Source organism: Actinosynnema sp. CS-041913 (assembly GCF_050942485.1).
In the GTDB taxonomy this organism is placed as follows: Bacteria; Actinomycetota; Actinomycetes; order Mycobacteriales; family Pseudonocardiaceae; genus Actinosynnema.
The window spans coordinates 3,574,344-3,599,943 of record NZ_CP192037.1; the positions used below are offsets into that span (position 1 = coordinate 3,574,344).

Below are 25,600 nucleotides of genomic sequence, written 5' to 3' on the forward strand. Positions count from 1 at the left end.
GGTCCGACGTACCAGCATGTGCTGTGCGCGGTCACGGTCTTCTCCGCCGCCGCTGCCAGGTTGTTCCAGATGTGCCATCGGTCGCCGATCTGGACGGCGTCCGGGCACCTTGGCGGACGGCCTCGGCGTAGGTGGCCGAGCCGTCCCGGCAGACCATGGACACGCCGGGATGCTCGCGCAGCCAGGCGGTCAGGGTCGCGGCCCTGCGGTCGGGCAGCACGTCGACGCGGCGGTGGGTGACCGCGTCGATCAGCACGGTCGCGTAGCGGCGGCCACGCCGCAGGGCGAAGTCGTCGACTCCCAGCACTTCCACCGCCCCGATCGGCGGATCGGGCAGAGTGTGTACCAACCGCAGCAGCGTGCTTCGGCTGGTCGGCAGTCCGAGTCCTGCGGCCAGCCGTGCTCCGGTCCGGCCCGCCAACGCCAATCCGATGTGCTCCAACGCGGTGCGCGACGACAGGGTGCGCCGCGAGTGCCCGACGGTCAGACCGTCGACCTGCTCGGCGAACGTCCCCACTTCGCAGTCCGGGGCATCGCAGAAGAACCGGCGCACCCGTAATCGCAGCACCACCGGCCTACCTGCCACCGGAGCGTCGTCCAGCTTCCGGTCGTAGCGGCTGTGCACCCGACCCGACCGCGCACCGCAGGACGGGCAAGGCGGGGTCCTCACCTTCGTACACGCCCAGATCTGCACGCCCGAGGAGGTCCGCTCGACCCGCTCCACCACCACACCGGCAAGGTGCGGCAGCAGAACGTCCAACCAGTCACGATCACACCCCGATCATGATCACAGACCCACGACACCTGCCAGCAGCCACCCGAACTTGTTGATCACGCAATCAGCGACAGAACCGCTCGTTTTACAGTCCCCACCACAACGCATATTGAGTCGAAAGTGATCGTCTTCCGGTAGGTTGATCACTCGTGATCGTGGTCGAGGGTGCCCGCCGGTTTTCGCCTGCGGAGCGTGAGGTGCTGAGGTTGCGGGTGGTGGCCGCGTTGGAGGCCGGGAAGGTCGAGGGCTATCGGCAGGCCGCGGAGGTGTTCGGGGTCTCGGAGCGCTCGGTGGGCACCTGGTGGCGCGCCTATCGACGGGACGGCCGCGACGGCCTGGCGACCCGCACGGGACGCCCGGGCCCCGCCGAACTGATCAGCGCGGAAGACCGGGGCACGCTATTCGCCGCGATGGCCGACTACACCCCCGAGGAGTTGCTGATCGGCGGCCCGTTGTGGACCCGCCAGGCGGTGGTCGAGCTGATCCGGCTGGTCGTCGGCGCGGACATGACCGAGCAGGGCGTGGGGTTGTGGCTGCGTCGGCACGGGTTCACCCCGCAGCGTCCGGCCCGGCGGGCCTACGAGCAGCAGCCCGCCGCGGTGCGCGCCTGGCTGGACGAGGACTATCCGGCGATCGAGGCACGCGTGAAGGCCGAGGGTGCGGCGATCGCCTGGGTGGATCAGTGCGGGCTGCGCTCCGACGCCGCACCGCCCGGCCGGTCCTGGGCGCCCGAGGGCCGCACGCCGGTGGTGCGGGTGACCGGCAAAAGGCTGCGGGTCAACGTCATGTCCGCGTTCGCCTCGCGCGGCGCGCTGTGGTTCACCGTGTTCACCGAGCGGTTCACCGCCGCCGTGTTCACCGCGTTCCTCGACCGCGTGGCCAGTCAGGCGGGCCGGAAGGTGCACGTCATCGCCGACCGGCACCCGGTCCTCCGAAGCAGGGCCGTCCGCGCCTGGCTGCAGGCCAACGCCGAACGGGTCGAGCTGCACCTCATGCCCGGCTACAGCCCTGAGCTCAACCCCGACGAGCTGCTCAACGCCGACTTGAAACGCAATGTCAACGCCTCCCGCGCCCACAACGTCGACCGACTCGCCCACCAGACCCGCCGCTTCCTGCGCCGCCGCCAACACCAGCCGCACATCGTCCGCGGCTACTTCCAGGCACCGCACGTCCGCTACGCCGCCATGTAGGCAACCGAACACCTTCGACTCGAATATTTTCCGCCTCCGGTGCGTGCCGTGGAGATTCCGAAGACCGTGGGAGGCGTGAGAGTTTTGGGTGTGCCCACGGTCGGGGACCGGATTGCCCAGACGGTGGCAGCGCGGGTCATCGAGGTGAAGGTCGAACCGATCTTCCACCCGGACTCGTACGGCTACCGGCCGGGCCGGTCCTCGGTCGACGCGGCGGCGGTGTGCCGCACACGGTGCTGGAAGAACGACTGGGTGATCGATCTGGACATCCGGAAGTTCTTCGACACGGTCCCCTGGGATCTGCTCCTGAAAGCGGTCGCCGCGCACACTGATCAACCGTGGGTACTGTTGTATGTGGAGCGTTGGTTGAAAGCTCCACTGCGGCTACCCGACGGCACTCTACGGGAACGAGATCGAGGAACTCCGCAAGGGTCCGCGGTTTCACCCGTGCTGGCTAATCTGTTTCTCCATTACGCGTTCGACCTGTGGATGGCTCGCGTGTTTCCGGCGGTCCCATTCGAGCGTTACGTGGATGACGTGGTCGTGCACTGCGTCAGTCAACGTCAGGCCCGATATGTGCTGGCGGAGATCACGAAGCGGATGACCCATGTAGGGCTTGAGCTGCATCCGGAGAAGACCTGGATAGTCTACTGCCAGGACGACAACCGGCGTGGCTCGTACGAACACACCGAATTTGTCTTCCTCGGCTATGGCTTCCGGCGACGTTCCGCCCGCTCGAACGACGGGGCGATGTTCTTGTCGTTTCTACCGGCGATCAGCAGGCAAGCCCTGAAGAGGATCAGTGCCGAGGTGCGGTCGTGGCGGCTGCACCATCGCACGAGCCTGACCGCGAAGGACCTCGCCGATTGGGTGAACCCGATCGTCAGAGGTTGGATGAACCATTACGGGGCGTTCTACCGATCCGCCCTGTATCCCCTCCTGGAACGCATCAACGCCTATCTGCTGCGGTGGGTCCGCCGGAAGCACAAACGGTTGCGGAGTAGTAGGAAAGCCCGGAAGGCCTGGAACAACGCCGTCCGGAAACGACCGCGCGCCTTCGCCCACTGGGCTTGGGTCACGCACGCTCCCACGGTCTGGTGACCAGAGCGACAATAGCCGTACAACGGGCGACTGTTACGTACGGTTCTGTGAGGGCCCGGGGGTGAGACCCCCCCGGGCTACTCGGCGGCTATAAGGTCTGTCGGCGGTGGGTGCCGCAGCGATCCTGGCCGAGACCGGCGACCATACGTCGCCGCCTTGCGCAGGATGTCGCGCTCCTCCTCCAGTTCACGGACCCGCTGGCGCAGCGCGGCGTTCTCGTCCTCCGGCGAGGCCGGGGCCGTTCCCGGCCGCAGTGCGACCCAGTGCCCTGCGCGTCGCCGAGCCGGACCCAGTTGCGCAGCGTCTCGTGGTTGATGCCCAGGCCATCGGCCACGGATTTGATCGTCACGCCCGACCGGGAACGGTAGAACCCGACCGCCTCCGCCCGAAACTCCGGCGGATAGTGCTTCATCACCATCTGAACGGCACTCCTGTTCACCCCGACCACCATGATCCAAGTGTGTCTGGCGTCCAACATCCGGGGTCAAGGCGCGAGGAACTCTTCCCTGGTCTGTGCGGTGCACACACTGGCAGCCCGAACCCGGCCGTGGAGTCCGGCGAATGGGGAGGGCGCCGTGCGCCACGCCAGAACGCCCATCCGACGATGCATGACGGGATTGGGCGCACAGGCGCCTGAGTAGTCGGAGTAGATTACTGCTGATGGGGGAACCGGTTGATAGGAACGGCCGTGGCATCCCGGTACTCCGCAGAGGTGTGATGACCATATCCCTCGTTTGGGTGATCGCGACTCATTGTCGTTCCTGGCTACGGTGAGATTCGCTGGGGCACTCGGAACACTCTACCTAAACCAGTACTCGATGTTCTGTCTGGCTTTCCTTCTGGTGGTAGAAAAGGAGCGGCGTGAAACGTCTTGTCATCGGCGCGGTCCTGGTCACGGCATTCTCGGCCGCGGGAGTCGCGCTGACTGCTCCCGCGTGGGGCGCACCTGACCTGCAGGCCTGTGGACTCGGCGCGGACAGCCCGTATTGGATCTCCGACGGCACGATTCGCGGTGTCGGTAGCCGTACGGACTGCGGCGGCACGGTAACCTTAACCGTGCGGATCGCCAAGGACCGGCCCTTCCAGCCCGACACCATCCACGGTACCGAGACCAGGACAGAATTCGGCAACGGCAACGTCAGTGTAGACGGCGCCTGTGCCGGATATGACGACTACTACACCTGGACCACCAGTTCGTCGGGCAACGAGCTCGAATCCGGTCGAACGAAGACCTGCTAGGATGACAGATCGTGCGGCGCGGACCGGGTCCGCGCCGCACGAGGCACTGTTCGACAGGTCAACCGAGCAGAAGCGGCGCCCATACGTGCGAATAGTCATCGATGATGTCCGGTTTCGATATGGCAAGAAACCGGTGTTGTCCGGGGTTGATTGGGTGGTCGGCACCGGGGTGACCGGGCTGCTCGGCCCCAACGGCGCAGGTAAGACCACGTTGCTCAGCCTGCTGGTCGGGTTGGAGCAACCGGATTCCGGCGTTCTTCGGTTCCAGGGCGCCACCTCGGGTGCGATCGGCTTCGTGCCGCAGCGGTTCTCCCTGGTCGGCGGGATGCGGGTGCTGGACACCGTCGCCTACGCAGCGTGGGTCAACGGCGTGGACAGGGTCGACTGCGCTGTGGCGGCGGTTCGGGCGCTGGCGGCGGTGCGGCTTGACGACCTGGCGGCTGCTCGCGTTCGGACGTTGTCCGGCGGGCAGCGCCAGCGGTTGGGTGTGGCGGCGGCGCTCGCCCACGAACCGGACTTGCTGGTGCTGGACGAGCCGACAGTGGGGCTCGACCCGGCGCAGCGGATGCGGTTGCGGGAAGTCATCGCCGACATCGGGCGCACCAGGACGGTGTTGCTGTCCACGCACCTGATCGAGGACATTTCCCACTTGTGCCAACGGGTCGGCGTTCTCGCCGAGGGCAGGTTGGTCTTCGACGGGACCGAAGCGGAGTTGACCGATCTGGTCGACAGCACGGCCTCTCCGGGAGTGCTGGGCTCGCCATTCGAGCGTGCGTACCACGCGCTGGTCGCGAAGCTGGGGGCCGACCGTGACTGACCTCCGCACGACCTTCCCGGCACGGCCGGAGAGCACCGCCGCCTTCCCCAGGGCCCGACTCCGCTCTCCGTTGGGCGCTTGGCCCGTTTTGTTGCCCGCGTTGGCGATCATCGGCGTGGTGGTCGCCGCGACAGCTCGTATGCGGTCGTGGCCCTACCAGGAGTGGGTGCAGACCTCCGCCGAGTTCCACCAGCAGAACGTGTTCACGGCTCCGATCGCGGCGGCGGCGGCCACGTACTTTGCCGGACGTCTGCTGCCGCCGTCACGGGTCTTCGCGCTTCCCTCCGCCGCACGCGCGGGCCGGCAGACGGTCGCACAGCACCTGGGTTTGCTAATCGGCGTGTTCGTGGCCGCATACCTGCTCGGACTCCTGCCCTTGGTCGTCGTCACAGTGTCCGATGCAGAGCACGGTGGACCCGACATAGGTGCGATGCTCACCGGGGTGCTCGGCCTGGCCTTGGCGACTGCTGTCGGCTACCTGGTCGGTGCGGTGACCCGGACCGCCTTGACCGCACCGCTGTCCTTCGTGCTGCTGTTCGGCGCTGCCGTGGTGGGCAGCAGCGGTGACACGTTCTCGTCACTGGTTCCGGTCCTCTACATCACGCCCGTGCTCGGCAGCGTGCAGTCCACTCCCTTCGTCGTCTACCGGCTGGCGTTCCTGACGGTGTCCGCCATCGCGGTCGTGTGGGCTGCCGTCGGTCTGCTGCGTCGGCACCGCGTGAGCGGTCGGTTCCGCGGGGCCGACGCGCTGCTGCCGCTGCTCCTGCCCGCCGTGTTGGCCGTGCCGCCGTTGCTGTCGAAGCCCGCCCTGTTCGCCTACGAGGCCGAAGTGCCGCAGGTGTGTCGAGCGGCCGGCGGAGTCGAGTACTGCGTGCACGGGGGACATCGCTCCCGATTGGACCTCCTGGTGGCCGCCACGGACGCCGCCGTGCAGCGGTACGGCAGGCCCGCGCCGTTCACCCGGGTCTACGACGAAGCCCTGCGTGGACGCCCGGTCGACGGAACGGACGAGTGGCGGCCGGAGGCGCCCGACACCGTCCTCTGGATCCCGATCCAACCCCAGAACCCCACGGAGACCCGGCCGGTCCAGGCGGTCTACGTCCTGTCCGGCTCCGGGGCTTGCCGTCGACTGGGCGGCGCAGCCGACCCGGAGTCGGTCCGGATGGCCGACGACCTCGGCGGTTGGCTGGCCGGGACAGTCCGATCGCACAACGCCTTCGCCGGTCTGCCCGATTCCGCCGTCCGGGAGTGGATCGCCGCGAACGACGACCGGATCGCGGGCTGCACCCTGACACCGGAGAGCTTGCCCACCCGATGATCCGCGTTGTGCTGGCATCGAGGTCGTTTTACCTCTTCGTGGCTGCGACGGTCGTGCTCAGCGTACTGAGCACTCTCCTGGGAGCCCGTGCCGTCGTGATCCACCTGTCTGCCGCCGTGCCGCAGAACCGCTTGCCGTTCCCGGAGTTGTGCGCCGTCGTGGGAGCCGTCGTCACCGCCACCGTGCTGCGGCCACGTCTGTGGGAATGGGACCGGGTGGCCACCCGGCGTGCGTCGCTGGTGTCGGTGGCTTGCGCGATGTCGGGCATCCTGCTGCCGATGGTGATCGTCCTGTTCGGATCGACGCGGCTGCCGCCGGGTGTTCCGTGGTCCTGGCAGGTCTCCAACTACCTGGTCTTCGCCGGGATCGCGTTCTGCCTTGGCCCCGTGCTGGGGCCGGCGCTGGCCGGCGGGACGACGCTGGTGCTCTACCTCGGGTGCGGAGTGGTGAATCACCTGGCCCCGCAGGCTCAGGGCGTCCTGCCGGTCACGGGGTACCCGGGGCCGGAGACACACTGGACGGTGGCGAGCTCGGTGGTGTTGCTGGCTTTGGTCGTGCACGGCCGCACTCGTGGAGCCACCCGGTGGTCACGCCGACTGACCGACTGAACTCCCGGTACACGACTGCGGTCGAAGAGCCGGTCAGGATCCGGTGGCCTCGTCACCCCGATGATCCGACGACATCCACCTCTCGGACCAGTTTACGGACGACCGACCAGGCCTACCTGCGCCTCCGGCACCCCTGGGTAAACCTGTCGGAGACGGGAGCACCGCGGACGCGTTGGCCAACGAGTTGAGGACTGGGAACAAGACCGGACCTTGTGCTTGCCGGGAATGTCGTCCGTGCAGGTCAGGCGGCGTGGTGGTATTCGTTGAGGATTCCGCTCAGTCGTTGTTGTCGGCGGATGTCGAGTCGGGTGGCGGCTGCTTGATGGGTGGCTGGCTGTGGCAGTGGTTGTAGTGGTCTGGCGTTGGCGATGCCTTGGTGGGGCTGGTGAGTGTTGTAGAAGTGCTCGTACTCGCGCAGCGCGTGGAGCAGGTGCGGTTGGTTCCAGATCAGCGTTCGGTCGAGCAGTTCCCGTCGGCAGCTGCGGATCCAGCGCTCCATGATCGCGTTCATCCGCGGGAACCGGACACCGGTGAGGACGACTTGGATGTCCGCGTCGGCGAGGACGGCGTCGAGCAGGGCGGGGAACTTGCTGTCACGGTCGCGGATCAGGAACCGCGCGTGTCGGCCGTCGTCTCCGAGGTCCATGACGAGGTTTCTGGCGGCTTGGGTGACCCAGGATGCGGTCGGGTGTGGGGTGGCGCCGAGGACGCGGATCCGGCGGCTGGCGGTGCTCGATCACCGTGAGCACGTACAGCCGGGCTCCGCTCAACGTACGGGTCTCGAAGAAGTCACAGGCCAGTAGAGCGTCGGCCTGCGAGCGGAGGAAAGTCGCCCAGGTCGTCGATGTGCGCTCGGGAACAGGGTCGATCCCAGCGTCCTGGAGGATCCGCCAGACGGTGGAGGCTGCGACCTTGATGCCGAGTACGAGGAGTTCGCCGTGGATGCGGCGGTAGGCCCAGGCAGGGTTCTCGCGCGCCAGACGTAGCACCAGGAGTCGAATTGAGCGGATGGTTCGTGGTCGGCCGGCCCGCTTGGGGCGGGATCCGGCTGCGTGGCGGTGGGCGAGGAGGTCTCGGTGCCGGCGCAGAATCGTCTCCGGGCGTACCAGTAGTCGGAGTCGACGAAGCGCTTGCACCGGGAGTCGGTGCAGCAGTGCCGCGAGGAATGCCTGGTCGCCGGGGGAGAACCGTGGACGGGCGTCTCCCAGTTGCCGTTCCAGGATGGTGGGCTGGTGGCGTAGCGCGAGGATCTCCACGTCCTTGTCCCGGTCGCTCACGGGCAGCAGGCGCAGCAGTGCGAAGGCATTGGTCATGCCCAGGTAGGCCAGTCGGAGCAGCATGGCCGGTCATCATGCCGCGTTAGCCGAGGGCGCTGCGGACCTGCGGCCCGCACCCAGGAGCCCCTTCGATCCTTCACGCTAAGCACAGCTTCAACCTGCATGGATGAGGTTTCCGGCAGGCACAACGTCGAACTCCCCTCGGGCCCACGCGACCAGAAAGGCCTGCGTCTCCCAGGCGACCCCGCCCGCCTCCATCGAGTACATCAACTTGGCGTGAGGAGCGCCGGCCTCACGGGCCATGGTCAGGTGTTCCACGATGGCCACATCAGGAATGCTCAGGTCCGGCACGCCGGACGCATGAAGTTCCGAGTAGGGCAGGAACACCAGCGCCAGCGCGTCGGCCGGTACGGTGCTCCACGACGCGGCGGTGACACCCTGTCCGTGCCGGTACACGGCGGTGGTGAAATCGCGGTTCTCGGACGGACGCCAGCAGGCCGGGTCGATCCAGGGTCGGGGCGCTTTCATGAGCAGGGCGCACAGCGCGGTGAAGTCCACGTGCAGCCCGCCGGCGTGCAGATCTCCGATCCGGACGGCGAGTGCTCGCCGCGACCCGGTCAAGATGGCGTCGGCGAGGTACAGCACTTGTGCGCCGAACTGCTTCACGAGTTGAGCGGGGTCGGCGTTGCCCGCGATCCCCCACCAAGGACTGCGTCTGTGCCACTTGGACAGCGTGCGCTTGTGCCGGTCGAGAAGTTGCCCTTGGATCTCGGTCCACGCTCGCACGCGGCGCTCGTCGGCGCCGATGAGGTGGCGTTGGAGGTTGGACAGCAGCAGCCACGCCGATTCGTTGCCGGCACGGATCTCCGAGTCCAGCTCGGCGGCCACGCCCCTGCGCAACGCCTCCAGGTTGCCAGGGGCACTCCGGTACATCAGCGTGTGCAGCGCATCGTCGCGCGCACGCATCTCCTCGAACGTCAGCTCGCCGACCCAGGGGTGGAAACGGTCCTCCGGTTCCCCCTCGACGGCCGACCGGACGGCGATCGCGGCGATGTCCCGGATGACGTCGTACGCGGGCTGGGTGTAGGCGAGCGCCCTCGCGGCGAAACTGCGCAACCAGGCGGCCTGCCTCGGGAGTCCGACGACCGAGTCGAGCACCAGTCGGAGAACCTCCTCCGCCCCTCCGTCGACGTTGCGGTCGAAGAGCTGCAACGCGATCTGCGCGACGACGTCCCACTCCCCGACCGCCACTCGCGGTGACAGGGCGGTCCACAGGCGCTCTGCGGTCGAGTTGGTCCGAACCAGGTGCTCGGCGGCGAAGTACTCCAGGAAGGTGCGGTGGGTGAACCCGTAGCGGGGCTCGGTCTCCGTGGCGCCGACATCGGTCAGAATCCAGGCCCGCCCGGCGCAGAACTCCAGGAACTGTTCCGCGGTGCCTATCGCCTCGTCCTCGTCGAACTTCTTGGTCACCAGGTGCTCCACGAGCAGCCGGACGATCTGGTGTCTCGGCAGTGCCTTGCCGGATTCCTCCGCGCTGAAGAGCTTCCAGGCCAGGTGCTGCACCGCTCCCCGCAGCCGGCCCTGAAACTGCAACGGCATGGCGATGCCCCGCATGGAGTCCCAGCGGTCGAACAGCATCACCGCGCAGCGCTCGTACACCTGGGCGAGGTTGCGGGGGATGTAGTGCTCGCTGGAGTACATCGCGCACAACAAGGCCAGCAGGAGCGGGTTCGCCCGCAGTTCGGAGACCTGCTCGCTCTCCACCAGGAACGACTCGGCCATCGTCCCGCGGTCGCTCGCGGCCGTGGCCTCGTCCAGCGCGAACCACCGGCGGGCGTACTCCGCGACCTGGGCCGTCGTCATTCGGGAGACCCCTCCGACGGCGAACAGGCTCGGGTCCAGCGGCGCGTCCGAGTAGCCGACCCGGCGCGCCGTGACGATGACCGTGACCTGCGGGTACCGGCTCACGAAGCCGTCGACCAATTGAACGACGTTGCGCCGCAGTTCCGGGCTCACCAGTTCGTCCAGACCGTCGAGGAGGACCACGGCTCGGCCGTTGTGCAGCAGGTACTCGATGGCGTCAGGCGGCACCACGAGGTTGTAGGGATCGGCGCAGATCTGCTCCAGGTGGTATGCGAGCCCCCGGCCGCCCTTGCGGAAAGCCTTGGAGAAGTTGCGCAGCACCATCAGGAACGGCACCCGATCCCTGGCGCTGGAGACTCCGTCGATTGCGATGTCATGAGCTAGTTTCGCGACCAGCGTGGACTTGCCCGCTCCCGGATCGCCGAGGACCACCGACCGCCGCCCCGGCATCAGCAGTTCCTCCAACAGCGGCGCTCGCGAGTTCTCCTGTTCCGGACGCAGAACCGGAGCCACGTACAGTTCGGCGTACGGCACAGAGCGACTGGTGCCCAAATGCGGCAAGCGCATGTGGCGGTGCACGGAAGCGACTTGCGCTCGCATCTGGTCCGCGAACTCGTGGATTTTCGTCAGGCCGCCGATGAGCCCCAGCAGGCGCGAACTCGCCGCGGCGAGAGCCGTCCGGTGCGCGACCGCACGCGCCGCGGTGGCGTCGAGTTCGGAAATCTTGCGGCGGTCCAAGCACCAGTCCGCACCCGCGGCGACCGCATCCACGATCACATCCACGGCGATCATGAGGAGGTCGGGGCGCAAACCGGTCCACCGTTTCAGATCGAGGCGGACCTCTGCTCGGATGTCCGCCGCGAAGTTCCTCGGCGACTGCTTCGTGGCGTAACCGACGATGTACCGAAGAACGGTTTCCTCGAACGCCGGCGAGCGCAGGTAGTCGTTGAGACGTCCTACCTCCTTGCCGTCCAATTGGCCGATCAGGTCGTCGGCAACCGCCACCGGCGTCAAGGTCCGTGCGCCTTTGCGGAGCGCCAAGCGTTGCTGATGCGTCTTCGCCAGCCCGAAGAGCTTTTCTCCGGCTTGGCCGACAGCGCGGCCGACAGCCGCTTCGATCCCTGCCATCGCAGCATCATGCCCCAAGGCGATTCCCGGTCGCGCAGGGGATCGGTAAAACTGGAGAGCGTGCCCGCCGCAATTGTGCGGATTTCCACCGACATCTGACGGCGGCTTCCAGTCCGAACGAACCAGTCTGGCATTCGACAGGCAAGTGACGGCTTGACGCAGTGCCCCGAATGGCTCAGATCACCTTCGACTTCCGGAACTCCCGCTGGTCCCTGGTCGCTGAGGACTTTGGCCACTGCCACCAGCACCGCCGCCGGGCGAGCATCGGGGTTGTGCACAAGATCGCGAACGGGTCGACGGGATCCCCGCCGAGGCGAGCGGTGTCGAGGAAGAAGCAGTGCCGTGATGCGCCGAGTACAGCCGGCTGCGCCGCGCGCTGACCGCGGACCCGAGGTGAGGAGACGACCAGGCCCGCCGTGGTCGCCGCGAACCACACCGCCCCCGCCGACGCCGCTCTGCGCTGGGCCACCGAGCACTCCAAGCCGCTCGACGCACCGCTGAAGGTGTGCCCGGCGGAACCGGCCGACCTGCGGTCACTGCTGCCGGCCGGGACAACGCACCGCCCGCGCAAGGTCCTGCTGTTCCTGGAAGGACTCGGCTTGATCACCTGCGCGTCCGACGAAGCCAGCGCCGAGGTCTGCACAGCGGGAGCTGAGGATCACCGGTCGATCGTGCCCCGGACACGACGAGGCAAGCCCGGTTTGGATGTGGACGAGCCACCAGCCGCCCCAACCCACCGCAACACCGAAGTCGCAGTCGCCCCTCCCTGCCAACAGCAACGACTGCCCCGGCCGATCCACCGATCCTCACGTCCAAGGAGGCCACCCGCAGTCGAACAGCACCTGTGGCCCATGTGCGAGGCACCGGCTGGGAGTCCGTGCCGCACGCGGGCGATACCGGAGACCGCGCCGAGCCCGACGCCGGCACCGACGCCCGCGCCGGTGGCGCACCCGACCGGGCCCACCACGCACGCGATCAGGCCGACCCCGCCGCCGATTGCCGCGCCCGCGCCACCGAAGTTGGCGACCACGCCGAGGTCGTCCTCGAAGTCGTCGGTGCTGTAGGCGCCGATGGGGTCGGTGTTGTTGATCGGGTCGGACTTGCCGTAGGCGTACCGGTTGCGCTCCTGGTAGGTCGGGTCCGGCGCGGTGAAGCGACGCCCGGCCGAGTTGTAGTACCGGTGGCCGAACAGGGACAGCCCGCCCTTGAGCGTGTAGCCGACCACGTACCCGGAACGGGTTTACGCCCGCCGCACCCGTGCCCGTCGTCCCGCCGTACGGGTTGTAGGTGTAGGTGGCGGCCAGGGTCCCGGCCGAGTCCAGCAGGCCAAGGACGCTGCCCTGGTGGTCGGTGATCACGTTGTACCGGGTAGTCCCGGCCTTCTCGGTGACCAGCCTCCCGTCCGGGTCACGGGCGACGCTGACCTGGGTGCCGCCCGCGGTCACCGTGCTGGTGCCGAGCGCGGTGTGGGTGAACACGTGCGTGGTCGTGGACCCGTCCACGAGGACGGCGCCCTGTTCCTCAACGACAAGCGCGTCGTCACTGCCGAGGGCGCCTACGTACGGCGAGGCGGACTGGCCGCAACGCCTGCGCTTACCCAGGGTGCGGTCCTCGGTCGACCGCGTCGAGCTGTCGGTCGGCTCGGCGGACAGCCGGGACTGGGCCAACATCCGCGCGCTGATCGAGCGCGAGGGCACCGGACCGCAGGCCGCCCTGCGCCGGAACTTCGCCATCCTGCAAGACATCACCCAGGCCGACGCCGTCAACAGCGACGACGAGGACGCCTATCATCTGGGCTCGGCGGTGGCGTTCGCCCGCCTGGTCGAACGCACCGGGTACCGGCACTTCACCTTCGCGCCGTACGAGAAACCCAGGTACTGAAAGCAGCTCAAGGACCGCCTCTCCGCGCCCCGGGGCGAACCCGAGCTGGTAGGGGATCGCGGAGGCCGTGCATCAAGTTATGGGACCACCACTTTCGGGTGGAAGTTGTCCATTAGTTGACCGGTGGTGCACGTGCTCGGTTCGGTGCTGCGGCGCGCTACCGGTTCTTTTGTCGCGCTGGCTGTTCGGATTCTGGCCCCGGTGGGGCGCTGGGCCGCCGACGGGCAGGCGCTGTTCTCGGTGCAGCCGCAACGCTTGACCGCTGATGTGACGCAGGGCACATTTGCTGAATCTGGACACCCGGACTTCGGGCATGCGGCCTGCGGTCGAGCGAACAAGGCTGCCACCTGCGGAAAGACGCCTACCGCCCGGTCGCGTCGAAGTCGGCTCACCGAGCGGATTGTTGCAGGCCGGGAGGCGGACGAAGTGGAACAATCGGGCTCGGCGAGTGGACGCGCCCGGCAGGTGAGGGCCATCCTCGATCCCGGTCAAGCCATTCGTCGCGAAATCCATCACAGGGGTGTTGAATGAATCGCAACAGCACGCGCGGAGCGGTGCGGAACGAGAACGCCGACTCGGACTTTCACCGGATCGCGAGCAGGGTGACGGTGTTGATCGTCCTGTTCGTGGCCACGTCGGCGGCGCTGCACCTTGTCGGCGTCGCTTTGGGGGACATCGCGACGCTCATCGGCATCGCGTGCGCCGGGGCCTTGGGCGTTGCCCTCCAAGTGCACGTGATCGCCGCGGCGATCGCGCGCAGGAGGTGAGCGGAGGTGGGACGTCGGGAGATCCCGCTGGAATCGGACGGGAGCCCGCTGGTGGACCTGGCCCTCTGGCTGCGAGGACTGCGCGACCGCGCCGGGCTCACCTACGACGAGATGTCGGCCAAGGTCGGTGTGCACAAGTCCACCCTCAGCAGGGCGGCGTCGGGCACCACGTTCCCCGACTACCGTCACGTCGAGGCGTACGCCAGGGCCTGCGGCGCCGACGTGCACGAGGCGCGGGGGCGGTGGGCGACCGCGCAGCGGCGGATCTTCCAGGCTTCGAGGGCGGGGGGTGGCCGGGTCGACTTCCGCGCCCCGCGCCCCGACCTGGTGGTGGACGCCGCCGAACTGCGCGAGGCGATGCGCCTGCTGTACCAGCAGTCCGGGCTGAGCTTCCGCGACGTCGAGCAGAAGTCGCGCGAGCTGCAAACCGAACGGGGCGGGGGGTACGCCGTCGCGCGGAGCACGCTGTATGAAGTCCTGGCCGGTCGCGCCCGACCCACGCGCAGGGTGGTGATGGCACTTGTCGAGGCGTGCGGGGTGCGGAACGAGGAGCTGACCGTCTGGGAGTCCGCCTGGGAGCGGGTCAAGCGGCAGGAGCAGCGCCGTGATCACCTCTACGGCGACGACTGGGCTCCTTATCGCGCGCCCGATCCCGAGAACGACCGCCTGCCCGAGCGTTGGGGCCCCGTCGACCCGGACGACGTCCTCCGGAACTACTAGGTCCCCGCTGGTTGGTGCAGGTCGCGGGGAAAAGGCCAGCCGTGCTGGAGGTGAGTTGGCTGTTGATCACAGCGTGACCCCCTACCTCGCGTCGGCTGCCGCCCACGCGGTGGGGAACGAGGTCGCCGTAGGGTTCGTCGTCCGCCGCGGCTTGGTCCGGGCTGGAACGGCTGCCGATCGGGCACCAGTTCGCGTCAACACCGGGCATCGCCGTGCCTTCGCTTCAGGTGGCGAGCACCTCGTTGGGCGGCATAGATGGTGCGCCGCAGCGCTCGAAGCGATTTGCGCAGTTCCGTCGCGCTGCCGAAGCGTACTTTGACCAGAAGTGGCCCGCCCAGCTCTACCGTCCGCGCTCGGTGCCACTCATACGAGTGATCACGGCAGCGGTAAATGGGATGCTCAGGCGGGATGCCGCCCCACTGACGCCTCACGAGCGCCCTGGTCCCGCTCTGGTTCGGATCTTCCCACCGCCAGTCTAATCGCCGACACCAATCGACTCGGTCGACTTCAGGCAGCGGACGAACCGCTACCCGTCGGCCTGCCCGAGTCGACCAGGGTGCGCGACGAGTCGGGCTCGTGAGTATGGGCCGGGGCGGGGAGAACGGCACGGTGATGACGACGCAGAAGGTCGTACACGAGCGGGCCGCGCCGGTCGATGTCAACGTTCCTTCACTGTCCCGGATCTATGACCACCTGCTCGGTGGCGGACACAATTTCGCCTCCGACCGTGCGGTGGCCGACACGATCATGGCCTTGGCGCCGCGCTACGACGTGTTCATCCGCGAGAGCCGCGCCTTCGTGCGTCGCGCGGTGCTGCACATGCTCACCGCCGGAATCGATCAGTTCCTCGATCTAGGTGCGGGCCTGGGTGGCGTTCGTCATGTGCACACCTCGACCGGCCGCGCGGCCGGACCTACGGGCTGGTCGGCGAGTCCGGCTGCGGCAAGTCCAGTCTCGGGCGCGCAGTGCTGCGGCTGGAACCCGTCGCCGGCGGCCGGGTCGTGTTCGACGGGACCGACGGCGGCGGTGAAGGAGCACGCGCTGCGGCCGTTGCGGCGGCGGATGCAGATGGCCTTCCAGGACCCGATGGCCAGCCTGAACGCCCGGCAGACCGTAGGCTCCATCCTCGAACAGCCGTTGCGGGCCCACAAAGTGCCCGCCGGACGCAAGGAATGGCACGACAAGGTGCTCCGCGCACTCGACCGGGTCGGCCTGCCGCACTCGGCCGAACACCGCTACCCGCACGAGTTCTCCGGCGGTCAGCGCCAGCGAGTCGGCATCGCCCGGGCCATCATCCTGGAGCCCGACCTGGTCATCGCCGACGAACCGGTCTCCGCGCTGGACGTCTCGGTGCAGGCGCAGATCGTGAACCTGCTGGAGGACGTCAAGGAATCGCTGGAGCTGACCACCCTGGTCATCGCGCACGACCTGGCCGTGGTCTGACACCTGAGCGACACGGTCGGCGTGATGTACCTGGGCTGGCTGGTGGAGGAGGCGGAGTCCACCGAGCTTTACCGCGACTCGCGCCACCCCTACACCCGGTCGCTGATGTCCGCCGTGCCGGTGTCCGACCCCGAGGCCGAGGCCCGCCGGGAGCGGATCATCCTGACCGGCGACCTGCCCAGCCCTACCGCCCCACCGCCGGGCTGCCCTTCCGGCAACGGTTCTGGCGACCGGCGTGGGGTGGCCGCAACCCCGCGCGGCCCGGTGCTGTCGATCACACACCGGCGATCCTGCCGTGGTTGACCTTCCACGAGGGGCGGCACAGCCACTCCACTTGGATGGTGGAGGACGGGATTCCGGAAGTGGCTCGCCGCGCCAGGCTCGGGCACAAGATGAAGGGCGTCGCCAGGGTCTACGACCATGTGACGAGCGTCATGCTGGAGCAGATCCGCGAGTCGCTGGAGAGCCGTTGGGTGACGTCGCTCCTGGCGCTCCACGACGACGAGTTGGCCCGAATCATCGGATGGTTCCCGCACCTGGGACCGGTGGTGGAGGGCGCACGAGCACTACCGTCGAGGCTGGTCATCTCCGGATCGTCTCCATTGATCTTGCACGACATGCAGGAAGCCCGGCCTCAAGATCGACGACCGGGCTTCTGACCTGCGTAGTTCGCTGGTGGACGATACTGGGATTGAACCAGTGACCCCTACCGTGTCAAGGTAGTGCTCTCCCGCTGAGCTAATCGTCCGAGGCGGAGACGGGAATCGAACCCGTGTACAGGGCTTTGCAGGCCCTTGCCTAAGCCACTCGGCCACTCCGCCATGAGTTCCTGCAGGCTAGCACCAGGAAGTCTGGCCTGAGCCCAAGGGGCCCTCTGCCGAGCGGATGACGAGACTCGAACTCGCGACCCTCACCTTGGCAAGGTGATGCGCTACCAACTGCGCTACATCCGCATACTCCGTGGATTTCGGGAACTGTTTGCCCTTTTGGGGCTTGCGGTTCCGGTCTTCCCCGGTGCAGGAGGAACTTTATTACATCCCCCTCCGCAGGATCAAATCGGGGTGCCCCGCAGCCCCGCGCAGGCCTGCCACCTGCGCGTTCAGGTCAGATCGTTGGTGATCAGGTGAGTCAGGGCCTCGTCCACGTCCACCCACAGGTGCTCGTTGCCGGGCACGACCACGTCGTACGTCCGGTCGAGGAAGTCGGCCAGTTCCTGCGCCGACGCCTCGAACATGGCGTGGCCGGAAGGCGAGCTGAGTTCGATGACGACGACCTCGGGGTCGTCCGTGGCCGGGCGGATCCGGACGTCGCCGTCTCCCGCGTCGGCGATCAGGCCGTCGGCCAGCAGGTCGCGGGCGAACACCCATTCGACCCAACCGGCTCGGCCGGTCCGGAACGCGGCCACTACCGCGTACGGGTCTTTCGTGTCATAACGAAGCTCCACCTGCACCGGCACGGCCGGGGTCCTCGGTGCCAGCAGGTCGAAGACCGCTGTTGAGCGGAGCGTCACGTGATCATTGCGCATTGTCGTTAACCTCTTCTCCCTTCCCGGTCCAGGAAACGACCGAGCTCTCTACTTTGTGACGTGTATGTGGCGAGGAACGCTCGACATCGAGGGTTTTATCACCCGTTCGGGCCCATCAAACTCCACTGGGCTACCACCCCGCTGCGTTCCGTGTCCACACAGTTCCGCGCCGCACCACATCTTGCTGGGTTTAACCTGAACCCGGTACCGGCTGTTGCGCGAATGTTGGACGTGAGGACATCTCTGGTGGCTGACGGACCTGCCCCGGCGCCCAGACCCGAGCCCGACGGGCGACTCCCCGACGCGTCGCTGGTCGAGCGGGTTTCCGCTGGTGACCGCGTCGCCTTCGGGGCGCTGTACGACCGTTACGCCCGGCCGGCGTACTCGCTCGCACGGCGCATCTGCGTCGATCCGGGCCTCGCGGAGGACGTCGTCCAGGAGGCGTTCTTGGCCCTTTGGCGCAACCCCGCGGGGTACGACCCGGCACGGGGCGGCTTCGGCACCTGGCTGATGACCGTCGTGCACCACCGGGCGGTGGACGCCGTGCGGCGGGAGAACACGCAGCGTCGGCGGAACGTGCCGCTCACCGACGAGGTGTCCGAACGTGACGTCGCCCCCGCCGAGGGGGCCGACCTCGCCGCGTTGACCGGGGTGGTCGGCGCGGAGGTCCGGGAGGCGCTCAACCGGCTGCCGGAAGACCAGCGGCAGGTGATCGCGCTGGCCTACCTCGGCGGCTACACGCAGATAGAAGTCGCGGCTTTGACCGGGATCCCGCTGGGCACGGTCAAGTCGCGCACGTTCGCCGCGATCCGCAGGCTGCGGACGTCGCTGCGATCGGCCTGGGCCGGGGAGACCGGCGGCGAGACGACGGGAGCACATCGGTGACCGGGGAGCGGAGGGACGACCGGTGCCCTCAGGAAGAGCTCGCGGTCGGTTGGGCGATGCACTCGCTCGAACCGGACGAGGAGGCGCGGTTGCGCGCCCACCTGCCCGGCTGCGCGCAATGCCGGAAGGCGGTTCGGGCCACCGAAGAGGTGACCGCGATGCTCGGCGGCTCGGTGCGGCAGTACGACCCGCCCCCGCGGCTCAGGGCGCGGCTGATGGACGCCGTCGAGCACACCCCGCAGGAGCACGTGGCGCAACGGCCCGTGGCGGCGCCTGTCCCGCTGGAGCGCCACCGGCGGCGCGCGACCGGCGGCCTCGGGCGCCGGCTGCTCGCCGCTGCGGCGGTGGTCGTGGCGCTGGTCGCGGTCGGCGTCGCCGGCGTGCGGTTCAACCAGCTCAACGACCGGGTGGCGGTCCAGGAGCAGCGGAACAGGGAGCTGAACGAGGCGTTGCTGCTCGCGGCGAGCCCGGACACGAACCGGGCCGTGATGCGGTCGCCGACCGGCGGTGAGCCCGTGGCGATCGTGCTGTCCGGCAGCGACCGGGCCGCCGTGATGGAGATGAAGCTGGCGCCCAACAACGCGACGGACCAGACGTACGTCGTGTGGGGGAGGAGCACCCAGGCGCCCGTTCCGCTGGCGACGTTCGACGTGTCGGCGGAGGACCATCGGGTGCGGCTGTTGTCCTGGTCACCGGACGCGCACAAGCACAGCGAGTTCGCGATCTCGCTGGAACAGGGGAGGGAAATGCCCGTGAAGCCGTCGAGTGTCGTCGCTCTGGGTCAGGTGGGCGCCGCATGAGCGATGATGGGCTGATGAAGACCGAGCACCGCGATAAGGCCGCCAAGCCGAGCGGCTACCGCGCCTGGTTCCGCCGCAACCCGGCGCTGAACATGACTTATCGCGTCGGTGTGGGCGTGGTGGGCGGCCTCGTGCTGGTCGGGGGGATCCTGATGATCCCGTACCCCGGTCCCGGCTGGCTGGTGGTGTTCGCGGGACTGGCGATCCTGGCTACCGAGTTCGAGTGGGCCGGGCGTGTGCTGCGGTTCGCCAAGGGGTACTACGACGCGTGGGTCGAGTGGCTCAAGCGGCAGAACCTCTTGGTGAAGGCGTTGGTGCTCACCGCGACCGGTCTGGTGGTCGCCTTGACGTGCTGGCTGCTCGGGGCGTTCGCGCTGGTCGGCGGGTGGTTCGGACTGGAGTGGGCGTGGCTGGAGAGCCCGATTTTTGGATCGAAGGGGTGATGTTGTAAGCTATCGACGCACCGCGAGAGCGGGGCGGGGGAACTAAATACGGGCGTTTAGCTCAGCGGGAGAGCGCTTCGTTCACACCGAAGAGGTCACTGGTTCGATCCCAGTATCGCCCACAGTGTGTTTCACCAGGTCAACGGCTCGTAGACGAACTTCGTCTGCGGGCCGTTGATCGTTGGTGGCAGCAGAATGGGGCAAGTGATCTTGACCTCAATTGCCGCTCCGAAGAGGTCACCGTATTCCGCTCGCGCATTGCTCCCACCGGTCCTGCCGTCCTTGCCGCATGGTGTCGAGCGTGGGTCGGGTGACGTGGGAGTGGACGCCATGACGCTGCGGAACTTGTGGCCTATGCGCTTGTGTTGGAGCACTTCCGGGACGTCGTCTTCGGTGAGCCAGGTCTTGTCGGTGTGGCGCGGCCGGGTCTTCGGCGGTCCGAGTTGCTGAGCGGTTACGCGTCGATGTTCTTGCTGCCGGCGTTCAACGGCCCACCGGGGGCACCGGGCGACCAGTCGGCGGCCCCGCGCCAGTTCGCGGTCGGGCCGGCGGGCGAGTTGTGGTCGGCCGAGTTGGACGGTTCGCCGCTGTGGTGTCGGATCGCGGTCGGATGGTGGTGGCGTCGGCACGGCGTCCGGCGGGATCGCCGGTGGTCGGGTGGCGTCGCATCCGACCACCGGCGGTTCTGGGGGCGGCTCGGCTGGTTGAGGACCTTGTCGATGACGAATACCGTCGCGTTGGCCGTGGGAACGTTGCCGCACAGCACCTTGCGACGGTGGTGACGGGGTCGTCGGCCATCCCGGTCAGGGGGCCTTCGTCGGTTGCTTCCTTGGGCAGGCTGGCGCAGCCTGCGCCGAAGACGTCACTCGCTGGTGGTCGTGGCCGTCGCCGGCGGGTGACGTGTCTGCCTGGGTCGTCCAGGAGTCGCGCACGGCACCTGGGCCGCCGATTGCTGCGAGCGCGATGGCGCAGTAGAGCGCGGACACCAGTGTGATCGCCAGGTAAGGGGCTTGGAGCACCTCGGCGGTGAACCGCCAATCCCAGGGGTCCGGGATCAGCAGGTACAGCAAGAAGAAGGCCAGGTCGAACACGAGCGACAGCGTCGCGAAGGCGATGCTGCCGAACAGCAGGATCCAGTACGGCGTGGTGGCGAGGATCCAGTACAACGCCGTCGGGGCGGCCTTTCGGTACGCCGGCAGCATGAGCACGGTTGTCACGAGCACGTACGACACCGAGATCGCGTCCACGGCAAGGAATTGCGAGAGGAACTCCGGGTCGATGAACGACAGCGGCGATGCGCCGTAGGCGTTGTCCAGGATCTGCCAACGCGCGTGGTCTTAGGGTGTCGCCACGATGCTGCCGCCGACGTAGCTGACCCGGATCATGATCGCCTGGGCGGCGAGGACCGTGCCGGTCGTGAGGAGGGTGGCGGCTACCTGCGCCGGTCGTTGCCGTGCGACCCAGGCGCTTCCCCGTCGCACCGCACCGGAGGTGACGACGGCGGCTCGTGCCATGCGTTTGGCGTTGGAGTACCAGGACTCCAACGCGAATGCGAGCAGCACGGCGGCGATCAACACCGGACTGACGCCGATGAGGTGCAACACCGCCGACACCGCGTTGTCGAAGTTGGGGAGCGGTGAGGTCACCTGCTCGTCGGCGAGGCTCGTGACCGGACGATCGTCCGATCGTTGGTGTGCGTTTCTTCGGCGGTGACGCGCTCGGTGCGCGGGCGGATGAGGCGCCGTGGCGTGGTGGACGGCGGAGTCGCAGTGAATACGAATTCCTCGGCCGCGAGTTCGGACGTTGTGCGCAGTGGGATGGCGCGGACAGGTGAATCTCGTCTGATTCCGACCTGGCTCAGGGGTGGGGCTGGAACGCTCGATTCGCCAGTGGCGAAGCCGATGCGGGGAGTGCTCTTGAGTGACGACGCCTGAATCGGAGCCGGCGCACGATTCCGGACCCGTGGACCGGAGCGACGGGCTGCGGGTGCACAACACGGTGCCCGGGACCGCGGGCGGTGTGGTGCAGGCCGGTGTGGTGCACGGCGACGTGCACCTGCACCCGCCACCACCCGTGCTGGGGGTGCCCCGACAGTTGCCCGCCGCGCCGGGTGTGTTCGCGGGGCGGGGCACGGAGCTGGCCGAGCTGGACCGTGCTCTGACCGCTTCCTCCCCGAACAACCAGGCCGATGCGGGCTCGCGCGCGGGAACGGCGGCGACGATCGTGATCTCGGCGATCGGTGGGGCGGGCGGGATCGGCAAGACATGGCTGGCGCTGCGTTGGGCCCACGCGCGGGCGGAGTGGTTTCCCGACGGGCAGTTGTTCGTGGACCTCCGCGGGTTCAGCCCCACCGAACGGCCGATGCCTCCGGGAGAGGCGGTGCGGGGTTTCCTCGACGCCCTCGGCGTCGATCCCGGTCGTATCCCGACCGAGCTGGTGGCGCAGGCCGCGCTGTACCGCAGCCTGGTCGCGGACAAGCGGATGTTGGTCGTGCTGGACAATGCCGCCACCGCCGAGCAGGTCGTTCCCCTGCTTCCCGGCGGCCGGTCCTGCATCGTGCTGGTCACCAGCCGTCGGATCCTCAGCGGTCTGATCGCCCGGCACGGCGCCCGCCACCTGAATTTGGACGTGCTCACCGATACCGAGGCCCGCACGTTGCTGGAACGCCGGCTGGGAGCGGAGCGCTTGGCAGCCGAACCGCGGGCGGCGACGGACCTGCTCACGCTGTGCCGGGGGTTCCCGCTGGCGTTGGGACTCCTGGCCGGACGTGCCCACACCAACCCGCGCCTGCCGCTCGCGCAGTTGGCCGGGGAACTGCGCGAGTTCGGCGTGGGCGCGCTGGACGACGACGACCCGACGGCCAGCCTGACCGCTGTGCTCGCGACCTCCCACCAGGCGCTGACCCCCGAGCAACGACGGGTGTTCGGCCTGCTCGGGATCGCACCCGGCCCGGACATCGGTGCGCCGGCCGTCGCCTGCCTCACCGGCCTCTCCCCAGCGGGCACCGGGCGGGTGCTGCGTGCCCTGCAGGAGGCGTCCCTGCTGCACCGGGACTCGCACGGCCGGTATGCGATGCACGACCTGATCCGCGGCTACGCGGCCACCACTGCCCAACAAGACCTGCCTGAGGATCTGCGCGACGCGGCACTGGAACGAGTTGTGGACTTCTACCTGCACACCGCCCACGCCGCCAACCGCCTGCTCAACCCCCACCGCACGACGACCCCCCTCGACCCACCCGCACCCGGCGCGCACCCACACCCGCTACCCGACGCCCCGGCCGCGTTGGCTTGGCTGAGCACCGAACACGCCTGCCTGCTGGCCGCCCAGCACACCGGCGCCACCCGTCATCGACACCAAGTCGTGTGGCAACTGGCCTGGGCCCTGACCACTTTCCACGACTGGCAGGGACACCGCCACGACGCTCTGGCCGTGTGGCGGGCCGCAGCCGACGCCGTCGCGCACCTGCCCGACCCGACCACCCACGTCCGCACCCACCGCAACCTCGGCCGCGCCTATGCCGAGTTGGGACGGCACGAGCAGGCCCTCGAACACCTGCACCGGGCGCTCGCCCTGGCCGAACACCACCACGACTCCACCCATCAGGCCCAAACCCACCTCACCCTCGCGTGGGCCTGGGAACGGCGGGGGGACGACCGGCAGGCCTTGGAATGCGCCCGGCACGCCCTGGACCTCTATCGCACCCTCGACCACCCGGTCTGGGAAGCCCACGCGCTCAACGCGGTGGGCTGGTGCGCCGCCCGCCTGGGCGCGTACGACACCGCCCGCGCCCACTGCCAGGAAGCCCTCACCCTGCATCGCCGCCAGGCCTATCCGGCCGGCGAGGCGACCGCCCTGGACAGCCTGGGCTTCATCGACCACCGCACCGGCCACCACCAGCAGGCCATCGACCACTACCGGCAGGCCCTCACCCTCCGCCGGAGCCGAGGCCACACCGTCACGGCCGCCGGCACCCTCGACCGCCTCGGCCACCCGCACGCCGCCCTCGGCCAACACGACCAAGCCCGCGCGGTCTGGCAGCAGGCCCTGCGGCTGTACCGGCAGTTGGGCCGCAGCACCGACGCCCAACGCGTCCAACGACAACTCGACGAACTCGACTCGACGCCGGAGCCGGTCGAGCCGGGCGCGCCCGAGAACCCCGAGCGCGGGTAGGCGGCCGGTGAGCAGGGCGATCGTCGGGTTATCACACCGTGCAGCCGAGGACGAGCGCCCGACGGCCGTGAGGTAGCCGGCGCACCGTGCCGTTCGTCCAGGCCGGCGAGGCGGCCGCGGCGCATCCCACCGCCAGGTTGGGCGACGAGCGGCATGCTGTGGTCGCCCGGGTGCAGACGGTCGTTGTATACGGTGAGCTGCAGGTCGCGCAACTTCCCGCCCAGCGACTCGTCCCTCGTGCCCGTCCGATGTGCCCTCTGGGGCAGGCGTGGCAGAACCTACCATCGGATGACTGGCGCGGAGCCGACAATGTCCTGGTGGGGTGACAGAGTCGTCCACCACCGCGCGCGCAACGTCGACAACGTTGCGGACAGACAATGAGAGGAGAAGCACCGTGGCGGGGTCGACTCGACGATGACACCCTCTGACGCGGTCATTCCGCCGACGCTGCTGAGCGCTGTCGTGGCGATCGGCCGCCAAGCCGGGTTGTCGGTCTCGGCCTGGTTCTCGGGGACGGGACTCGCGCCCGTACTCCTCGACGACGCCGATGTCCGCGTGTCGTTGGATCAAGCCAGGACGGTGCTCCGCAGAGCCGTCGCGGCGCTGCCCGACCGACCCCTCGGCCTTGAGGTCGGAGCCCGCGACGCGTTGCTGTCCTTCGGCTTCGTCGGCGTGGCGATGAGAACGTCCGCGACTGTCGGCGACGCATTCAGGGTCATCGACGAATTGCATCGTGCTTCCGGCAGCCTCGCCGACTTCATCGCGGAAGGGGTGGGTGGGGACGAGATCGAACTGTATCTCCGGGAGCGTTGGCCAGACCCAGCCCTGCTGCCGTTCCTCGCTGAGGAGGCGTTCGCCAGCATCACCGCGTTCCTGCGCTCCGTCCTCGGTGAGACCTGGGCGCCCAACCGGATCTTCCTGTCCTATCGGTCGCCGGCCCATGCCGCCCGATACCAGCGGTTCTTCCGTTGTCCGGTGCACTTCGGCGCCGACGCCGACCGCTTCGTGATCAGTTCCGACGTGCTGCGATCGCCGATCCCCACGCACCACGAACCGACGCTGCGGACAGCGCTCGCGGTGTGCCGGAGCCTGATCGCTCCGACGCGGATCAGGCCCGGGGTCGTCGCCGCGGTGGAGGCGCTGGTGAACGCACACCTCCACCGCCCGCTCTCCATGACCGAGATCGCCGAGGAGATGCACATCAGCGAGCGCACGTTGCGCCGGCAGCTCGCTGAGGCAGGCGACAACTTCGGCGCCATCCGCGACCGCGTCCGCGAGCGACACGCGACCGCGCTGCTTCGGCGCTCCACCCTGGCGATCTCGGCGGTGGCCGCCGAAGTCGGCTTCAGGGACGGACGCGAGTTCCGCCGCGCCTATCGGCGTTGGACCGGCCGGACCCCACTTGCCGTCCGCACCTCCGGCGACGGGTACCCGGCCACCGAGGGGTATCCGGCCACCGGGACCTGACCGGGACCAGGCCCGGCGCCGGTCGAGTCCGGAGGCCGGTGGCTCCGTGCCCGGCACGACCGCGCCGGGCACGGAGGAGGTCGACTGCGCGAGCCAGGCGTCCGGTCCCGCGTTGTCGACCACCACTCCGAGCCTGCCGAACGTTCTCGCTGCCGTCTCGACCATCGCCTCAGGACGACG

General features: G+C 68.5%; 27 protein-coding genes, 4 tRNA genes and 3 pseudogenes. 20 read left to right on the top strand and 14 right to left on the bottom strand.

Going from position 1 to position 25,600, the window contains the following annotated elements; genetic code table 11:
- Positions 1-31: 31 nt before the first annotated feature.
- Positions 32-760 carry an ISL3 family transposase gene (locus ACQPZF_RS17060; protein WP_433272692.1) on the bottom strand — a complete coding sequence of 243 codons (729 nt, stop codon included), beginning with the start codon at positions 758-760 and terminating at the stop codon, positions 32-34.
- Positions 761-972: 212 nt separating this feature from the next.
- On the opposite strand from ACQPZF_RS17060, the gene ACQPZF_RS17065 reads away from it, so the two are divergent.
- Complete coding sequence (locus ACQPZF_RS17065) at positions 973-1,965, top strand: IS630 family transposase (RefSeq protein WP_433272694.1); 993 nt, start codon at positions 973-975, stop codon at positions 1,963-1,965.
- A 33-nt stretch (positions 1,966-1,998) separates the two neighbouring features.
- Positions 1,999-3,066: pseudogene (gene ltrA, locus ACQPZF_RS17070) on the top strand (group II intron reverse transcriptase/maturase); the annotation flags it as partial.
- Positions 3,067-3,154: 88 nt separating this feature from the next.
- Here the strand turns inward: ltrA and ACQPZF_RS17075 are convergent.
- Complete coding sequence (locus tag ACQPZF_RS17075) at positions 3,155-3,544, bottom strand: transposase (protein WP_433272696.1); 390 nt, start codon at positions 3,542-3,544, stop codon at positions 3,155-3,157.
- A 383-nt stretch (positions 3,545-3,927) separates the two neighbouring features.
- Here ACQPZF_RS17075 and ACQPZF_RS17080 point away from each other — a divergent pair, with 383 nt between their 5' ends.
- The 4 genes from ACQPZF_RS17080 to ACQPZF_RS17095 all read left to right on the top strand — a co-directional run bounded on the left by ACQPZF_RS17080 (position 3,928) and on the right by ACQPZF_RS17095 (position 7,048).
- On the top strand, positions 3,928-4,305 hold the full coding sequence (locus ACQPZF_RS17080) for a hypothetical protein (RefSeq protein WP_433272698.1): 378 nt from the start codon (positions 3,928-3,930) through the stop codon (positions 4,303-4,305).
- Positions 4,306-4,438: 133 nt separating this feature from the next.
- Positions 4,439-5,122 (top strand): ATP-binding cassette domain-containing protein, encoded by a 684-nt coding sequence (locus ACQPZF_RS17085; protein WP_433272699.1) that lies wholly within the window; start codon positions 4,439-4,441, stop codon positions 5,120-5,122.
- Positions 5,115-6,440, top strand: coding sequence for a hypothetical protein (locus ACQPZF_RS17090; protein WP_433272701.1), 1,326 nt, complete (start codon positions 5,115-5,117; stop codon positions 6,438-6,440). Before ACQPZF_RS17085 ends, ACQPZF_RS17090 begins: the two co-directional genes overlap by 8 nt.
- Positions 6,441-6,535: 95 nt before the next feature.
- On the top strand, positions 6,536-7,048 hold the full coding sequence (locus tag ACQPZF_RS17095; RefSeq protein WP_433272704.1) for a hypothetical protein: 513 nt from the start codon (positions 6,536-6,538) through the stop codon (positions 7,046-7,048).
- A 241-nt stretch (positions 7,049-7,289) separates the two neighbouring features.
- Here ACQPZF_RS17095 and ACQPZF_RS17100 read toward each other — a convergent pair whose 3' ends face one another.
- From ACQPZF_RS17100 to ACQPZF_RS17110, 3 genes are all read right to left on the bottom strand, one after another.
- On the bottom strand, positions 7,290-7,694 hold the full coding sequence (locus ACQPZF_RS17100; RefSeq protein ID WP_433272706.1) for an integrase core domain-containing protein: 405 nt from the start codon (positions 7,692-7,694) through the stop codon (positions 7,290-7,292).
- Positions 7,642-8,388, bottom strand: coding sequence for a hypothetical protein (locus tag ACQPZF_RS17105; RefSeq protein ID WP_433272708.1), 747 nt, complete (start codon positions 8,386-8,388; stop codon positions 7,642-7,644). Before ACQPZF_RS17105 ends, ACQPZF_RS17100 begins: the two co-directional genes overlap by 53 nt.
- 90 nt (positions 8,389-8,478) lie before the next feature.
- The gene (locus ACQPZF_RS17110; RefSeq protein ID WP_433272710.1) at positions 8,479-10,722 is read right to left on the bottom strand and encodes an NACHT domain-containing protein; all 2,244 of its coding nucleotides are present in this window, start codon (positions 10,720-10,722) and stop codon (positions 8,479-8,481) included.
- A 54-nt stretch (positions 10,723-10,776) separates the two neighbouring features.
- Here ACQPZF_RS17110 and ACQPZF_RS17115 point away from each other — a divergent pair, with 54 nt between their 5' ends.
- On the top strand, positions 10,777-11,415 hold the full coding sequence (locus ACQPZF_RS17115) for a hypothetical protein (protein ID WP_433272711.1): 639 nt from the start codon (positions 10,777-10,779) through the stop codon (positions 11,413-11,415).
- Between the two features lie 76 nt (positions 11,416-11,491).
- On the opposite strand, the gene ACQPZF_RS17120 is transcribed toward ACQPZF_RS17115, so the two are convergent.
- Together ACQPZF_RS17120 and ACQPZF_RS17125 are read right to left on the bottom strand one after the other, a co-directional pair.
- A complete protein-coding gene (locus ACQPZF_RS17120; protein WP_433272714.1) occupies positions 11,492-11,785 on the bottom strand; it encodes a hypothetical protein in 294 nt (97 codons plus the stop codon).
- A gap of 189 nt (positions 11,786-11,974) precedes the next feature.
- Positions 11,975-12,541, bottom strand: a complete 567-nt coding sequence (locus ACQPZF_RS17125; RefSeq protein ID WP_433272716.1) for an RHS repeat-associated core domain-containing protein — start codon at positions 12,539-12,541, stop codon at positions 11,975-11,977.
- 125 nt (positions 12,542-12,666) lie between these two features.
- Between ACQPZF_RS17125 and ACQPZF_RS17130 the strand changes: the two genes are divergently transcribed.
- From ACQPZF_RS17130 to ACQPZF_RS17160, 7 genes and pseudogenes are all read left to right on the top strand, one after another.
- On the top strand, positions 12,667-13,197 hold the full coding sequence (locus ACQPZF_RS17130) for a hypothetical protein (RefSeq protein WP_433272718.1): 531 nt from the start codon (positions 12,667-12,669) through the stop codon (positions 13,195-13,197).
- Between the two features lie 123 nt (positions 13,198-13,320).
- On the top strand, positions 13,321-13,728 hold the full coding sequence (locus ACQPZF_RS17135) for a hypothetical protein (protein WP_433272720.1): 408 nt from the start codon (positions 13,321-13,323) through the stop codon (positions 13,726-13,728).
- Positions 13,725-13,964 carry a hypothetical protein gene (locus ACQPZF_RS17140; protein WP_433272722.1) on the top strand — a complete coding sequence of 80 codons (240 nt, stop codon included), beginning with the start codon at positions 13,725-13,727 and terminating at the stop codon, positions 13,962-13,964. Before ACQPZF_RS17135 ends, ACQPZF_RS17140 begins: the two co-directional genes overlap by 4 nt.
- Positions 13,965-13,970: 6 nt before the next feature.
- Entirely contained in the window at positions 13,971-14,684 is a 714-nt protein-coding gene (locus tag ACQPZF_RS17145; RefSeq protein ID WP_433272724.1) for a helix-turn-helix domain-containing protein, read from the top strand.
- A gap of 612 nt (positions 14,685-15,296) precedes the next feature.
- Positions 15,297-15,527, top strand: a pseudogene (locus ACQPZF_RS17150) (SAM-dependent methyltransferase); the annotation flags it as partial.
- 59 nt (positions 15,528-15,586) lie between these two features.
- Positions 15,587-16,334 (top strand): annotated as a pseudogene (locus ACQPZF_RS17155) (oligopeptide/dipeptide ABC transporter ATP-binding protein); the annotation flags it as partial.
- A 92-nt stretch (positions 16,335-16,426) separates the two neighbouring features.
- The gene (locus tag ACQPZF_RS17160) at positions 16,427-16,786 is read left to right on the top strand and encodes a hypothetical protein (protein WP_433272726.1); all 360 of its coding nucleotides are present in this window, start codon (positions 16,427-16,429) and stop codon (positions 16,784-16,786) included.
- A 14-nt stretch (positions 16,787-16,800) separates the two neighbouring features.
- Here the strand turns inward: ACQPZF_RS17160 and ACQPZF_RS17165 are convergent.
- The 4 genes from ACQPZF_RS17165 to ACQPZF_RS17180 all read right to left on the bottom strand — a co-directional run bounded on the left by ACQPZF_RS17165 (position 16,801) and on the right by ACQPZF_RS17180 (position 17,652).
- A tRNA-Val gene (locus ACQPZF_RS17165) sits at positions 16,801-16,875 on the bottom strand.
- 1 nt (position 16,876) lies between these two features.
- Positions 16,877-16,948: transfer RNA gene (locus tag ACQPZF_RS17170), tRNA-Cys, on the bottom strand.
- 59 nt (positions 16,949-17,007) lie between these two features.
- Positions 17,008-17,080: transfer RNA gene (locus ACQPZF_RS17175), tRNA-Gly, on the bottom strand.
- Positions 17,081-17,226: 146 nt separating this feature from the next.
- On the bottom strand, positions 17,227-17,652 hold the full coding sequence (locus tag ACQPZF_RS17180) for an SsgA family sporulation/cell division regulator (protein ID WP_433272728.1): 426 nt from the start codon (positions 17,650-17,652) through the stop codon (positions 17,227-17,229).
- A 246-nt stretch (positions 17,653-17,898) separates the two neighbouring features.
- On the opposite strand from ACQPZF_RS17180, the gene ACQPZF_RS17185 reads away from it, so the two are divergent.
- From ACQPZF_RS17185 to ACQPZF_RS17200, 4 genes are all read left to right on the top strand, one after another.
- Positions 17,899-18,537 (top strand): RNA polymerase sigma factor, encoded by a 639-nt coding sequence (locus ACQPZF_RS17185; protein WP_433272730.1) that lies wholly within the window; start codon positions 17,899-17,901, stop codon positions 18,535-18,537.
- Positions 18,538-18,593: 56 nt separating this feature from the next.
- Positions 18,594-19,337, top strand: a complete 744-nt coding sequence (locus ACQPZF_RS17190; RefSeq protein WP_433272732.1) for an anti-sigma factor — start codon at positions 18,594-18,596, stop codon at positions 19,335-19,337.
- On the top strand, positions 19,334-19,780 hold the full coding sequence (locus ACQPZF_RS17195) for a TIGR02611 family protein (RefSeq protein WP_433272734.1): 447 nt from the start codon (positions 19,334-19,336) through the stop codon (positions 19,778-19,780). The genes ACQPZF_RS17190 and ACQPZF_RS17195 overlap by 4 nt, the downstream gene beginning before the upstream one ends.
- Positions 19,781-19,830: 50 nt before the next feature.
- Positions 19,831-19,902: transfer RNA gene (locus tag ACQPZF_RS17200), tRNA-Val, on the top strand.
- Between the two features lie 332 nt (positions 19,903-20,234).
- On the opposite strand, the gene ACQPZF_RS17205 is transcribed toward ACQPZF_RS17200, so the two are convergent.
- From ACQPZF_RS17205 to ACQPZF_RS17215, 3 genes are all read right to left on the bottom strand, one after another.
- Positions 20,235-20,546: a hypothetical protein gene (locus ACQPZF_RS17205; RefSeq protein ID WP_433272736.1), complete on the bottom strand. Its 312-nt coding sequence runs from the start codon at positions 20,544-20,546 to the stop codon at positions 20,235-20,237.
- 37 nt (positions 20,547-20,583) lie between these two features.
- Positions 20,584-21,027 (bottom strand): hypothetical protein, encoded by a 444-nt coding sequence (locus ACQPZF_RS17210; RefSeq protein WP_433272737.1) that lies wholly within the window; start codon positions 21,025-21,027, stop codon positions 20,584-20,586.
- Positions 21,028-21,117: 90 nt separating this feature from the next.
- Positions 21,118-21,426: a hypothetical protein gene (locus tag ACQPZF_RS17215; RefSeq protein WP_433272739.1), complete on the bottom strand. Its 309-nt coding sequence runs from the start codon at positions 21,424-21,426 to the stop codon at positions 21,118-21,120.
- Positions 21,427-21,742: 316 nt separating this feature from the next.
- Here ACQPZF_RS17215 and ACQPZF_RS17220 point away from each other — a divergent pair, with 316 nt between their 5' ends.
- Positions 21,743-23,953, top strand: coding sequence for an ATP-binding protein (locus tag ACQPZF_RS17220; protein WP_433272741.1), 2,211 nt, complete (start codon positions 21,743-21,745; stop codon positions 23,951-23,953).
- A gap of 414 nt (positions 23,954-24,367) precedes the next feature.
- Complete coding sequence (locus tag ACQPZF_RS17225; protein ID WP_433272743.1) at positions 24,368-25,420, top strand: AraC family transcriptional regulator; 1,053 nt, start codon at positions 24,368-24,370, stop codon at positions 25,418-25,420.
- Positions 25,421-25,600: the final 180 nt, after the last annotated feature.

Bases quoted from the DNA above. Each gene is read 5' to 3' on its own strand.
- ACQPZF_RS17190 (WP_433272732.1), top strand. From the start codon at position 18,594: ATGCACTCGCTCGAACCGGACGAGGAGGCGCGGTTGCGCGCCCACCTG.
- ACQPZF_RS17100 (WP_433272706.1), bottom strand. From the start codon at position 7,694: ATGGACCTCGGAGACGACGGCCGACACGCGCGGTTCCTGATCCGCGAC.
- ACQPZF_RS17225 (WP_433272743.1), top strand. From the start codon at position 24,368: ATGACACCCTCTGACGCGGTCATTCCGCCGACGCTGCTGAGCGCTGTC.
- ACQPZF_RS17140 (WP_433272722.1), top strand. From the start codon at position 13,725: ATGAATCGCAACAGCACGCGCGGAGCGGTGCGGAACGAGAACGCCGAC.
- ACQPZF_RS17105 (WP_433272708.1), bottom strand. From the start codon at position 8,388: ATGCTGCTCCGACTGGCCTACCTGGGCATGACCAATGCCTTCGCACTG.
- ACQPZF_RS17075 (WP_433272696.1), bottom strand. From the start codon at position 3,544: ATGTTGGACGCCAGACACACTTGGATCATGGTGGTCGGGGTGAACAGG.
- ACQPZF_RS17180 (WP_433272728.1), bottom strand. From the start codon at position 17,652: ATGCGCAATGATCACGTGACGCTCCGCTCAACAGCGGTCTTCGACCTG.
- ACQPZF_RS17195 (WP_433272734.1), top strand. From the start codon at position 19,334: ATGAGCGATGATGGGCTGATGAAGACCGAGCACCGCGATAAGGCCGCC.